This window comes from Thioprofundum lithotrophicum, from assembly GCF_055387065.1.
Map to the genome: position 1 here is coordinate 2,680,549 of NZ_AP042379.1, position 12,601 is coordinate 2,693,149.

Annotated in this window: 12 protein-coding genes; 9 read left to right on the top strand and 3 right to left on the bottom strand. The window is 66.0% G+C overall.

Annotated features, from left to right (window positions below; translation table 11 throughout):
* Window positions 1-418: 418 nt before the first annotated feature.
* The 3 genes from rluC to ACZ5BH_RS12795 all read left to right on the top strand — a co-directional run bounded on the left by rluC (window position 419) and on the right by ACZ5BH_RS12795 (window position 3,101).
* Entirely contained in the window at window positions 419-1,387 is a 969-nt protein-coding gene (rluC, locus tag ACZ5BH_RS12785; RefSeq protein WP_464889647.1) for a 23S rRNA pseudouridine(955/2504/2580) synthase RluC, read from the top strand.
* Window positions 1,377-2,051: an HAD family hydrolase gene (locus ACZ5BH_RS12790; RefSeq protein ID WP_464889648.1), complete on the top strand. Its 675-nt coding sequence runs from the start codon at window positions 1,377-1,379 to the stop codon at window positions 2,049-2,051. Before rluC ends, ACZ5BH_RS12790 begins: the two co-directional genes overlap by 11 nt.
* A 78-nt stretch (window positions 2,052-2,129) precedes the next feature.
* Entirely contained in the window at window positions 2,130-3,101 is a 972-nt protein-coding gene (locus ACZ5BH_RS12795; protein WP_464889649.1) for a S49 family peptidase, read from the top strand.
* A 127-nt stretch (window positions 3,102-3,228) separates the two neighbouring features.
* On the opposite strand, the gene ACZ5BH_RS12800 is transcribed toward ACZ5BH_RS12795, so the two are convergent.
* The 3 genes from ACZ5BH_RS12800 to ACZ5BH_RS12810 all read right to left on the bottom strand — a co-directional run bounded on the left by ACZ5BH_RS12800 (window position 3,229) and on the right by ACZ5BH_RS12810 (window position 7,469).
* Window positions 3,229-3,804: a Maf family protein gene (locus ACZ5BH_RS12800; RefSeq protein WP_464889650.1), complete on the bottom strand. Its 576-nt coding sequence runs from the start codon at window positions 3,802-3,804 to the stop codon at window positions 3,229-3,231.
* A gap of 190 nt (window positions 3,805-3,994) precedes the next feature.
* Window positions 3,995-5,821: a sodium-extruding oxaloacetate decarboxylase subunit alpha gene (gene oadA / locus ACZ5BH_RS12805; RefSeq protein WP_464889651.1), complete on the bottom strand. Its 1,827-nt coding sequence runs from the start codon at window positions 5,819-5,821 to the stop codon at window positions 3,995-3,997.
* Between the two features lie 229 nt (window positions 5,822-6,050).
* Window positions 6,051-7,469 carry an acetyl-CoA carboxylase biotin carboxylase subunit gene (locus ACZ5BH_RS12810; protein WP_464889652.1) on the bottom strand — a complete coding sequence of 473 codons (1,419 nt, stop codon included), beginning with the start codon at window positions 7,467-7,469 and terminating at the stop codon, window positions 6,051-6,053.
* A gap of 214 nt (window positions 7,470-7,683) precedes the next feature.
* On the opposite strand from ACZ5BH_RS12810, the gene ACZ5BH_RS12815 reads away from it, so the two are divergent.
* From ACZ5BH_RS12815 to fabG, 6 genes are all read left to right on the top strand, one after another.
* A complete protein-coding gene (locus tag ACZ5BH_RS12815) occupies window positions 7,684-8,181 on the top strand; it encodes a YceD family protein (protein ID WP_464889653.1) in 498 nt (165 codons plus the stop codon).
* Between the two features lie 7 nt (window positions 8,182-8,188).
* Window positions 8,189-8,368 (top strand): 50S ribosomal protein L32, encoded by a 180-nt coding sequence (gene rpmF, locus ACZ5BH_RS12820; RefSeq protein WP_464889654.1) that lies wholly within the window; start codon window positions 8,189-8,191, stop codon window positions 8,366-8,368.
* A gap of 103 nt (window positions 8,369-8,471) precedes the next feature.
* On the top strand, window positions 8,472-9,506 hold the full coding sequence (gene plsX / locus ACZ5BH_RS12825; RefSeq protein WP_464889655.1) for a phosphate acyltransferase PlsX: 1,035 nt from the start codon (window positions 8,472-8,474) through the stop codon (window positions 9,504-9,506).
* Window positions 9,503-10,468 (top strand): beta-ketoacyl-ACP synthase III, encoded by a 966-nt coding sequence (locus tag ACZ5BH_RS12830; RefSeq protein WP_464889656.1) that lies wholly within the window; start codon window positions 9,503-9,505, stop codon window positions 10,466-10,468. The genes plsX and ACZ5BH_RS12830 overlap by 4 nt, the downstream gene beginning before the upstream one ends.
* A gap of 179 nt (window positions 10,469-10,647) precedes the next feature.
* Window positions 10,648-11,583 carry an ACP S-malonyltransferase gene (gene fabD, locus ACZ5BH_RS12835; RefSeq protein WP_464889657.1) on the top strand — a complete coding sequence of 312 codons (936 nt, stop codon included), beginning with the start codon at window positions 10,648-10,650 and terminating at the stop codon, window positions 11,581-11,583.
* A 155-nt stretch (window positions 11,584-11,738) separates the two neighbouring features.
* On the top strand, window positions 11,739-12,482 hold the full coding sequence (gene fabG / locus ACZ5BH_RS12840; protein ID WP_464889658.1) for a 3-oxoacyl-ACP reductase FabG: 744 nt from the start codon (window positions 11,739-11,741) through the stop codon (window positions 12,480-12,482).
* Window positions 12,483-12,601 lie beyond the last annotated feature (119 nt).

Genomic DNA, 12,601 nt, shown 5'->3' on the forward strand with positions numbered 1-12,601 from the left:
ACAAAACCTTGCGTGTTGGCGCTCGACCACGGTCATGAATCGACCAGTGGGATCTGCCAGACCGGTATCTGTGCTCGCATGACCTTGCCGCCGAAGGGGGCGGTGTGCGCGAATGTGCCTGCGCCCGATCATGCCCGGGCCTGCCCACCACAATCCGGAATCAACTCAGACAATGGGAGCGCGGTTGTTCATCCAGGTTACTGACCGCAGCATTCGTGAAAATGTGGCGGGCAGTAGGTGTCGTTTCGGGTCACCGCGAAAGTGTCGCGTCGGTGACGGATCGCAAATGATTTCGGTTTGCACCGGCTGCGCGCCGTGATGCCGGTTTTCCGCGCAGCTTCCGGATTACCGGAATTTGAACACTATATCAATGATTTGTTCCCTCAGCAAATGCGCGGGAACCTGATAGAATGGATAAATGCAGGAAAACGACAGCAAACAGGGCACGAACAGGGTTCAACTTGTCGAGATCGGCCCGGATTTGGCCGGCCAGCGGGTGGACAACTACCTGCTGGGGCGGCTCAAGGGCGCGCCGCGCAACCTCATCTATCGCATCCTTCGCCGGGGCGAGGTGCGCGTCAACAAGGGGCGCATCCGCCCCGACTATCGCCTGCGTGCCGGGGACGTGGTGCGGATCCCGCCGGTGCGGCTCGATGCCCGGCCGGCGCCGGCGCGGCCGGCCAACGCGGTGCTGGAGACGCTCGCCGCGGCCGTTCTCCACGAGGATCCGCACCTGCTGATCCTGAACAAGCCCAGCGGCCTGGCCGTGCACGGCGGCAGCGGGCTGCGCTACGGGGTCATCGAGGGCCTGCGGGCCCTGCGCCCGGAGGCCCGCTACCTGGAACTGGTCCACCGGCTGGATCGGGAGACCTCCGGCTGCCTGATCATCGCCAAGCGGCGATCCACCCTGCGGATCCTGCACGACCTGCTGCGGCAGAATCGCATCGACAAGCGCTATCTGGCGCTGGTGCAGGGGCGCTGGGAAGGGGGAACCCGTACCGTGGATGCGCCCTTGCGCAAGAACGTGCTGCGCTCCGGCGAACGGATCGTGCGGGTCGATCCCGCCGGCAAGCCTTCCCGCAGCGTCTTCCGGCCGCTGGCCGTGGGGGAACTTGCCTCGCTGGTCGAAGTCCGACTCGAGACGGGGCGCACCCACCAGATCCGGGTGCACGCGGCCCATATCGGCCATCCGCTCGCCGGCGACGAGAAATACGGCGATGCCGGATTCAACCGGCAGATGCGGGAGCAGGGCTTGCAGCGGCTGTTCCTGCATGCCCATTCCCTGCGCATTCCGCTGCCGGGCGAGAAGCCGCTCGCGGTCCGCGCTCCGCTGGACGACGAACTGATCACTCTGCTCGACCGACTGGCACTGGCACATGACTTCTGAACCGACCCGCCTCCTCGTCTTCGACTGGGACGGCACCCTGATGGACTCCCAGGCCCGCATCGTCGCCTGCCTGCGTGCGGCGATCCGTGAAACGGGCCTCCCGCCCCGGGACGAAGCGGCACTGCGCAACATCATCGGCCTGGGCCTGCGCGAGGCGCTGATGGCCCTGTATCCGGAGGCCGCCGAAGCGGAGTGGGATGCGCTGGTGCACCACTACCGGCGCCACTTTCTCGAGCTGGACGACACCCCCAGCGTCCTGTTCGAGGGCGCCGAGGCACTGATCCGGCGGCTTCACGAGCAGGGCCATTTTCTGGCCATCGCCACCGGCAAGGGCCGTCAGGGGCTCGATCGGGTGCTCGCCGAGACCGGCCTGGCGCCATACTTCCACGCCACCCGCTGCGCCGACGAGAGCTTCTCCAAGCCCCATCCGGCCATGCTGCTCGACATCCTCGACGTGACGGGCATGGCGCCGGACCAGGCCCTGATGATCGGCGACACCGAATACGATCTGCAGATGGCCAGCAACGCCGGCGTGCCGGCGCTGGGGGTCACCTACGGCGTGCACGATCGGGAACGCCTGCTGGCCTGCCGGCCGCTGGACTGCGTCGATTCCCTGGCGGAAGTGGGGCGCTGGCTGGACGGCTGGCTGAGCCGGGCGGCCTGAACCGGCATTGCAAAATCGTGCCAACCGGGCGATGCTTCCGCCTGATTTCATCCAATACGAATCAGCAAGGAATCCCACATGACCGGCCAAACCGCACCGGAGCCTTCGCGCCATGACGACGACTGGCAGCGCGAGGTGGTCAACCGCCTGGCTTTCGCCGCCCTCAACGAACAGCGTCGTGCCCGGCGCTGGAACATCTTCTTCAAGGTGGTGCTGCTGGCTTACCTGTTCCTGATCTTCTTCGCCCTCTACCTGCCGCGCGAGGGCGGCAAGCCCCTGACCGTGGGCAAGCACACCGCGCTGGTGGAGGTGAAGGGGGTGATCGCCGCCGACGCCGAGGCCAGTGCCGACAACATCGTCAGCGGCCTGCGCGCCGCCTTCGACGACGAGAACACGGTGGGCGTGATCCTGCGCATCAACAGTCCCGGCGGCAGCCCGGTGCAGGCCGGCTATGTCTACGACGAAATCCGCCGCCTGCGGAAGAAGCATCCCGACGTCAGGCTCTACGCCGTGGTCGCCGACATGTGCGCCTCCGGCGGCTATTACATCGCGGCGGCCGCCGACGAAATCTATGCCGACAAGGCGAGCATCGTCGGCTCCATCGGGGTGCTGATGAACGGTTTCGGCTTCGTCGATGCCATGAAGAAACTGGGCGTGGAGCGGCGGCTGTACACGGCCGGCGAGCACAAGGGCATGCTGGATCCCTTCTCGCCGGAGAAGCCCGACGAGGTGGCACACGTCAAGTCCATGCTCGCCGCCATTCACCGGCAGTTCATCGACGCCGTGAAGACGGGCCGCGGTGAACGCCTGGCCGACGATCCGACGATCTTCTCCGGCCTGTTCTGGACCGGCGAGGAGGCGAAGAAACTGGGGCTGGTGGACGGCCTCGGCAGCGCCAGCTACGTGGCCCGGGAGATCATCGGCGAGGAGAAGATCGTCGACTATACGCCCCGCCCCGACTACCTGGAACGCTTCGCCGAACGCTTCGGCATGGCCATGGCCGAAACCCTGGCCCGGATCACCGGCGCGGAGAGCGCACGACTGCGCTGACGCCTGGCATCCCCGCGCCGGCAACCCCTTGTGGGAGCGGCGCAAGCCGCGAAAATACGGTTGCTGGTGTCTGGCAACATCACCAGGTTTTCCTGGCTACCCGCCATCAGCTCCCCGCAACAGCCTGCTAAAGGATGGGCATTCCCGCCTTTTCCAGCATGCGCACCAGGCGGATCAGCGGCAGGCCGATCAGGGTGTTGGGATCCTCGCCTTCCAAGCGTTCGAAGAGCACGATACCGAGGGCCTCGGACTTGAAGCTGCCGGCACAGTTGTAGGGCTGTTCACGCTTCAGGTAATTCTCGATCATCGTCTCCGACAGTTCCCGGAAGTGGACATGGAAGGGCACCACTTCCGACTGCACCTGGCCGCTTGCCGCATTCACCAGGGCCAGCCCGGTGAGGAAGGTGACGCGGCGGCCCGAAGCCTGCCGCAACTGCGCGACGGCCCGTTCGTGACTGCCGGGCTTGCCCAGGATCTCGCTATCGATCACGGCCACCTGATCGGAGCCGATCACCAGCCCCGACTCCCGTTCCCGCGCCACGGTCCGTGCCTTGGCGATGGACAGCCGCTCCACCAGTTCTGCGGGCGTCTCGCCCGGGCGTGGGGTCTCGTCCACGTCGGGAGAGACCACGTCGAAGGGGATGCCGAGCTTCTCCAGCACGGCGCGACGGAAGGGGGAGGTGGAGGCCAGCACGAGGTTCATGGGCGGGATTATCGTGGCATGCAACGCGGGAAGCAAATGACGGGGCGACGGTGGAAGGAACGCATGGGTTGACAGAGGTAGGCCGGCTCAAGCGCAGCGGAGCCGGCAAAAACATGTCATGCCGAAATGCCGGCTCCGCTGCGCTTGAGCCGGCCTACGGGGTGGATCAACAACTTGAGACATTGAAAAATCAGTCGATCACGATCAACGCCTCGTCCGGCGTCACGCTTTCGCCCTTTTTGACGTGGATCTCGGTCACCACGCCGGCGATGGGGGCCTGGATTTCGGTTTCCATCTTCATGGCTTCCGTGATCAGCACCGGGTCGCCGGCCTGCACTTCGTCACCGACGTTGACCAGGATGTCGACGATGGTGCCGGGCATGGTGGTGGTGACGTCGCCGGGACGGGTGGCGCGGGGGCGGGCGCCGGCGGCGGCCGGCTGACGGGGGCGTTCATCGCCGCCACCGTCGCCGAGTTCGATCTCTTCCAGCGGTTCGATCAGCACCTCTTCGGGCACGCCGTCGATGCTCAGGTAGTAGGGCCGCTTCTCGGCGCTGCCGTAACCCTTGCCGGTGATCCTGATGTGATAGGTCTCGCCGTGCATGGTGACGTTGAATTCGGTGGCGGCCCGCTGGCCGCCGTTGCCGGGCGTGTCGGCCGTCTCCAGCGGTTCGGGCACCAGGGTGCCGGCCTCGCGCTGTTCGAGGAATTCGCGGCCGATGTCGGGGAACATGGCATAGATCAGCACGTCTTCCTCCGAATGGGCGAGGGGACCGATCTCCTTGCGCAGCTTCTCCAGCTCGTCCGGGATCAGATCGGCGGGGCGGCATTCGATCACGTCTTCGTTGCCGATGGCCATGTGCCGCACCTGGGGACTCACCGGGCCGGGGGGCTGGCCGTAGCGTCCCTGCAGATAGAGCTTCACCTCGTTGGTGATGGTCTTGTAGCGTTCGCCGGTGAGCACGTTGAGCACCGCCTGGGTGCCGACGATCTGCGAGGTGGGCGTGACCAGCGGCGGATAGCCCAGCTCCTTGCGCACCCGGGGGATCTCCTCCAGCACCGCGTTCATGCGCCCCAGGGCGCCCTGTTCCTTCAACTGGTTCGAGAGGTTGGAGATCATCCCCCCCGGCACCTGGTTGACCTGGACCCGGGTGTCGATGCCGGTGTATTCGCTCTCGAACTGGTGGTACTTTTTGCGCACCTCGCGGAAGTAGAAACCGATTTCCTGCAACAGGGGCAGATCCAGTCCGCTGTCCCATTCGGTGTCGCGGAAGGCGGCGACCATGGACTCTGTGGGCGGGTGGGAGGTGCCACCGGCGAAGGCCGAGATGGCCGTGTCGATGCCGGCCACGCCATTCTCCACGGCCTTGTAATGACACATGGCGGAAAGCCCGGCGGTGGCGTGGGCATGCAGGAACACGGGCACGTCGAGTGCTTCCACCAGCGCACGCACCAGCCGGGCGGTGACCTGCGGCGTGAGCAGCCCGGCCATGTCCTTGATGGCGATGCTGTCGCAACCCATGCCCTGCATGGCCAGACCCTGTTCCACGAAACGCTCCAGGGTATGGATGGGGCTGGTGGTGTAGCAGATCGTTCCCTGGGCGTGCTTGCCGGCGGCCTTGACCGCCTCGATGGCGGTCTGCAGGTTGCGCACGTCGTTGAGGGCGTCGAAGATGCGGAAGATGTCCATGCCGTTGTCGGCGGCCCGGGCCACGAAGGCGCGCACCACGTCGTCGGCATAATGGCGGTAACCGAGCAGGTTCTGGCCGCGCAACAGCATCTGCAGCCGGGTGTTGGGCAGGGCCTCGCGCAGCTTGCGCAAGCGCTCCCAGGGATCCTCCTTCAGAAAGCGCACGCAGGCATCGAAGGTCGCTCCCCCCCAGACCTCCAGAGACCAGTAACCCACCCGATCCAGCTTCTCGCAGATGGGCAGCATGTCCTCGGTACGCATCCGCGTGGCGATGAGCGACTGATGCGCATCGCGCAGGATGGTGTCGGTGATCTTGATCTTGGGCATTTTGCTCAGGCTCGGTGGAAAGAACACGGAGAGCACGGAGACACGGAGGTCACGGAGTGGATGATCGCATGGGCCTGCATGATGCCGGATTTCACGATGTTGGCAGTTTCATCAGGTGACATTGAGCCGATACGATGAAAGTTGCATGGATTTGTGGTTTTCCTTTTGTTCATCTTCCTGTTCTCCGTGTCTCCGAACTCTGCGTGTTCCTTATTACTCCATTCCGGATTCACAACCCCATGTTGGCCGCCAGGGCGGCGGCCACGGCGGCGGCCATGTCGCGGGTGGAGCGGCGGACGGAGTAGGCGGTCAGTTCGGGGTGGGCTTCGACGAAGCCGGTGTCGAAGCGGCCGGCCTGGAATTCGGCGTTGCGCAGGATCTCCAGGTGATAGGGGATGGTGGTCTTGACCCCGAACACGCCGATGTCGCGCAGGGCGCGGTTGGCGCGGTCGAGAAGGCCGTCCCAGGTCAGGGCCCAGACGATCAGCTTGGCGCACATGGAGTCGTAGAAGGGCGGGATCTCGTAGCCGGTATAAATGGCGCCGTCGGTGCGCACCCCGGGGCCGCCGGGAGCGAAATAGCGGCTGATGCGGCCGAAGCTGGGCAGGAAATCGTTCTTGGGATCCTCGGCGTTGATGCGGAACTCCATGGCGAAGCCGCGCTTCTGTACCCGGTCCTGGGTGTAACCGAGCTTCAGCCCCGAAGCGATGCGGATCTGTTCCTGGACGATGTCGATCCCGGTGATGGCCTCGGTGACCGGATGTTCCACCTGCAGGCGGGTGTTCATCTCCATGAAATAGAAATTGTCGCCGCCGTCCATCAGGAATTCCACGGTGCCGGCATTGGTGTAGCCGCAGGCGCGGGCGGCGCGCACGGCCAGATCGCCGAGGATCGTCCGCTGTTGGTCCGTGAGCTGGGGGGAGGGGGCGATCTCGATGAGCTTCTGGTGACGGCGCTGGATGGAGCAGTCCCGCTCGAAGAGGTGGATCACGTTGCCGTGATGGTCGGCCAGGATCTGCACCTCGATGTGACGGGGATTGGCGATGAACTTCTCCAGGAACACCTCGGCCCGGCCGAAGGCCTTCTCGGCCTCGGAGATCACCCGATCGTAGTGCCGGCGCAGATCGGCCTCGGAATCACAGCGGCGGATGCCGCGCCCCCCGCCGCCGGAGGTGGCCTTGAGCATGACCGGATAGCCGATTTCCGCGGCGATGGCCAGGGCCTCCTCCAGGCTGGCGACGTTGCCTGTCGAACCCGGCGTGACGGGGATGCCGGCGGCGCGCATGGTGTCCCGGGCCCGGGTCTTGTCGCCCATCATCCGGATCACCTCGGCGTCGGGGCCGATGAAGCGGATGCCGCGGCGCGCGCAGATCTCGGCAAGTTCCGGATTTTCCGAAAGAAAACCGTAACCGGGGTGGAGCGCGTCGCAGCCGGTGGCCACCGCCAGGTTGACCAGCCGGTGCGCATTCAGATAGCCGGCGACCGTATCGGGCCCCAGGCTGTAGGCCTCGTCGGCCTTCTTCACGTGCAGGCTGTAGCGGTCGGCCTCGGCGAACACGGCCACCGAGCGGATCCCCATCTCGGCGCAGGCGCGGACAATGCGCACGGCGATTTCGCCGCGGTTGGCGATGAGAATCTTGCGGATCATGGGGATGTCGCGGGTCCTGTGGGGCGGCGCACGCCGACTGCTCACAGGTGTAGGGAGAAACCCCACCAATGTCAAGTCTTGCCCGTGTCGAAAGCGTGACGGAACAGCCGGAAATTCAAGGATTTTTTTGACACCATCGGGGGAGAATCGGTAGAATTCGCGGCTTATGTCGAATTGGCAGGCGCGTTTGCCCGTACAGGTGGATCCCTTCCGGATGGCGGAAGCCCGCCGGATCCTGGAAGGGGAGGTTCCCCTGCGCCAGATGAAACGCCTGGCGGCGCTGCTCGAGGACGATTCGGGCAAGGCCCGGGTCCGGCTCGAGTTCGGGATCGACGAGATGGGCGTCCGCTTTCTGCAAGGGACGATTCGGGCGGCCCTCTCCATCCAGTGCCAGCGCTGTCTGGAGCCCATGGCCTGGCCGGTGGAACTGGCGCTGTCCCTGGGCCTGCTGCATCCGGGTGAGGACGAATCCCGGGCCGGCGTGCATGAGCCGCTCATCGTCGATCCGGTGCCCATGCACCTGATCGACCTGCTGGAAGACGAAATCCTGCTGGCGCTGCCGCAGATTCCGCGTCACGCCCTCGAGGCCTGCCCGGCCCGGGAATACGTGGAACCGGCAACGACACCGGATCGGAACGACACGGCCCGCGCGAAGGCCAACCCCTTCAGCGTGCTGGCCGGCTTGAAAACCGCGACATCCAACGAGGAATGACGAGACCATGGCTGTTCAACAGAATCGCAAGACCCCTTCCAAGCGCGGCATGCGCCGCTCCCACGACAGCCTGAAGAACCCGGCGCTGTCCATCGAGTCGACCACCGGCGAGACGCATCTGCGTCATCACGTGAGCCCCGACGGCTACTATCGCGGCCGCAAGGTCGTCGCTAGCCGCGACGACTGAAGCGGCCCCCGCCGCAGCGGCCCACGGGGCCGCGCACACCGGCAGACGGGACAGGGGCGACCCTGTCCCGTGTCGTTTTCACGGACAGGACCCTGGCCACCGCATGAACCAAGAGAGCATCGTTGCGCTGGATTGCATGGGCGGTGATTTCGGCCCCCCCGTGGTGGTGCCCGCCGCCCTGCGTGCCCTGGAGAAGCATCCCGAGCTGTCGCTGATCCTGGTGGGGCTGGAGGATCGCATCCAGGCCGCCCTGGACGAGGCGAAGCCCGGTGCCCTGGCCAACCGCCTGCGCATCCACCACGCCAGCGAGGTGGTGGGCTCCGACGAGCTGCCTTCCCACGCCCTGCGCAGCAAGAAGGACTCGTCCATGCGGGTGGCCATCAACCTGGTCAAGGCCGGCGAGGCGGGCGCCTGCGTCAGCGCCGGCAATACCGGGGCCCTGATGGCCACCGCCCGGTTCGTGCTCAAGACCCTGCCCGGCATCGACCGGCCGGCCATCTGCACCGTGCTGCCCAACATCCAGGGCGGCCACACCCACGTGCTGGATCTGGGCGCCAACGTGGATTCCAGCGCCGCCAGCCTGATGGAGTTCGCCGTGATGGGCGTCGCGCTGGCCCAGGCGGTGGACAACAATCCCCGGCCCAGCGTGGGCCTGCTGAACATCGGCGAGGAGGAGATCAAGGGCAACGATCGGGTCAAGGAAGCCGCGCGCCTGCTGTCCGAGAGCACCCTCAACTACATCGGCTACGTGGAAGGCGACGGCATCTACATGGGCGATGCCGACGTGGTGGTCTGCGACGGCTTCGTGGGCAACGTGATGCTCAAGACCACCGAGGGGGTGGCCAAGATGATCAGCCACTTCATGAAGGAGGAGTTCCGGCGCAATCCCCTGACCCTCCTAAGCGGCCTGGTGGCCATGCCGGTGTTGCGCCGCCTGCGCAAGCGCATCGATCCCCGCCGCTACAACGGCGCCAGCCTGCTGGGCCTGCAGGGCATCGTCATCAAGAGCCATGGCGGGGCCGATGCCTTCGCCTTCAGCCAGGCCATCGGCGAGGCGCTGGTGGAGATGCGCCAGAACGTGCCCCAGCTCATCACCGAAACCCTCGAGAACCAACTCGTGAAGAAGGAAGCCTCTTGATCTATTCACGCATCGCCGGCACCGGCGGCCATCTGCCGGAACGCATCCTCACCAACCAGGAACTCGAGCGCATGGTGGACACCAGCGACGAGTGGATCACCGAGCGCACCGGCATCAAGAAACGCCACATCGTGGAAGGGGAGACCACCTGCGATCTGGCCGAACAGGCGGCCCGCAAGGCCATCGACGCCGCGGGCATCAGCACGGCCGACATCGATCTCATCATCGTCGCCACCACCACCCCCGATCGCATCTTTCCCAGCACCGCTTGCCTGCTGCAGTCGCGGCTGGACGTGCACGGCAGCCCGGCCTTCGACGTGCAGGCGGTGTGCACCGGCTTCGTCTACGCTCTGAGCCTGGCCGACATGTTCATCAAGAGCGGCAAGGCGAAACATGCCCTGGTGGTGGGGGCCGAGACCCTGTCCAACATCGTCGACTGGACCGACCGCAGCACCTGCGTGCTGTTCGGTGATGGCGCCGGCGCGGTGGTGCTCTCGGCTGGCGAGGCGCCCGGGATCCTCTCCACCCACCTGCACGCCGATGGCCAGTACAAGGAACTGCTCACCGTGCCGGCCGGGCTCTCGGAGCACCCGGAAGTGCTCAAGTCGGGCAAGGCCTTCATGGCCATGAAGGGCAACGAGGTGTTCAAGGTGGCGGTCAACACCCTGGGCCGGATCGTCGACGAGACCCTGGCCGCCAACGGCCTGCAGAAATCCGACATCGACTGGCTGGTGCCGCACCAGGCCAACATCCGGATCATCGCCGCCACCGCCCGCAAGCTGGACATGCCCATGGACAACGTGGTGGTCACGGTGCAGGATCACGGCAACACCTCCGCCGCTTCCATCCCCCTGGCCCTCGACATCGCCGTCCGCGACGGCCGCATCCAGCGGGGCGACACCCTGCTGCTGGAAGCCTTCGGCGGCGGCTTCACCTGGGGCTCGGCGCTGTTGCGTTACTGAATCAGATACCCTGCAAAGAACACGGAGCACACGGAGACACAGAGGACACGGAGATAGTGGCGTCGTGGCGAGACAACGGAATGACGAGCACAGATCGACATTCTGTTTCGTCTCCGTGATCTCCCTGCCTCCGTGTGCGCCGTGTTCCTTCCACCGAACATGAACAAGAGGTTGAAATCATGACACTGGGATTCGTCTTTCCCGGCCAGGGATCACAGTCGGTCGGGATGTTGAAGGAACTGGCCGAAGCCTTTGGCGAGGTGGAGCAGACCTTTGCCGAGGCCAGTGAGGCGCTGGACGAGGATCTGTGGGCCATCGTCCAGAACGGACCGGCGGAGAAGCTCAACAGCACCGAGATCACCCAGCCGACCATGCTTTCGGCCGGCATCGCCGTGTGGCGGGTGTGGCAGGCCCAGGGCGGGCCCGCGCCGGCGATGATGGCCGGCCATTCGCTCGGGGAGTATTCGGCGCTGGTGGCCGCCGGCAGCCTGGAATTCGCGCATGCCGTGCGGCTGGTGGCCGAGCGGGGGCGCCTGATGCAGGAAGCCGTGCCGGCCGGCAGCGGGGCGATGGCGGCCATCCTGGGGCTCGACGACGAGGCGGTGATCCGGATCTGCGCCGACGCCGCCGGCGACGAGGTGGTGGAGGCGGTCAATTTCAACTCGCCCGGCCAGGTGGTGGTGGCGGGGAACAAGAGCGCGGTGGAGCGGGCCGTGGCCCTGGCCTCGGAGCGGGGCGCCAAGCGCGCGGTGATGCTGCCGGTCAGCGTGCCCTCCCACTGTGCCCTGATGCAACCCGCGGCCGAGAAACTGGCGGCCATCCTCGAGGACATCCCGGTCCAGGCCCCCTCCATTCCCGTGATCAACAACGTGGACGTGGCCGCGCCGAGCGATCCCGACGCCATCCGCGACGCCCTGGTGCGCCAGCTCCACAACCCCGTGCGCTGGGTGGATACCATCCGCAAGATGCAGTCCGAGGGCGTGGAGACGCTGGTCGAATGCGGCCCCGGCAAGGTGCTGGTGGGCCTGAACAAGCGCATCGAACGGCGCATGCCGGCCCTGCCGGTGTACGATCCCGACACCCTCGCCGCGGCCCTCGAGGTGGTAGCTTCCTGAGCCGCGATGGAAGGAACACGGAGAACACGGAGTGCCCTTGTAGGTCGGCCTTCAGGCCGACATGTCGGGCCAAAGCCCGACCTGCTTGTCCCCTTGCCCGCCGTGTTCCATCCCGGAGCGCCTGAACAACGATTCACCAAATGGGGAGGATTGACATGACACTGGAAAACGACATCGCCTTCGTCTCCGGCGCCAGCCGGGGCATTGGCCGGGAGATCGCCCTGGTCCTGGGGGCGCAGGGGGCCACGGTGGTGGGCACCGCGACCTCGGACAAGGGCGCAGACAACATCAGCGCCTATCTGCAGGATGCCGGCATCACCGGCATGGGCGTGGCCATGGACGTGACCGATCAGGCCAGCGTGGATGCCGCGCTGGAGAAGGTCGGCGCCGAGTACGGCGCGCCCACCATCCTGGTCAACAACGCCGGGATCACCCGCGACAACCTGCTGATGCGCATGAAGGACGAGGAGTGGGAGGCCATCATCAACACCAACCTCACCTCCATCTATCGCCTGAGCAAGGCCGTGCTGCGGGGCATGATGAAGGCGCGCCGGGGACGGATCATCAGCATCGCCTCGGTGGTGGGCGTCTCCGGCAACGCCGGCCAGACCAACTACGCGGCGGCCAAGGCCGGGGTGATCGGCTTCTCCAAGTCCCTGGCGCGGGAGGTGGGCAGCCGCGGCATCACCGTCAACGTGGTGGCGCCCGGCTTCATCGACACCGACATGACCCGGGCCCTGCCCGAGGCCCAGCGCGAGGCGCTGCTTTCGCAGATCCCGCTCGGCCGGCTCGGCGATCCGGCCGAGATCGCCCATGCGGTGAGCTTCCTCGCCTCTCCCGGCGCGGCCTACATCACCGGCGAGACGATCCACGTCAATGGCGGCATGTACATGGCCTGACGACCGCAAGCCATTGATATTAAAGGCATTGAAAACCCGAATCCGTCCCTGCGCCGAGTATGGCATCCGGACGGCATTTTCACTACAATAGCGGCCGCAGCGCGCCCTGTCAGCGAAAG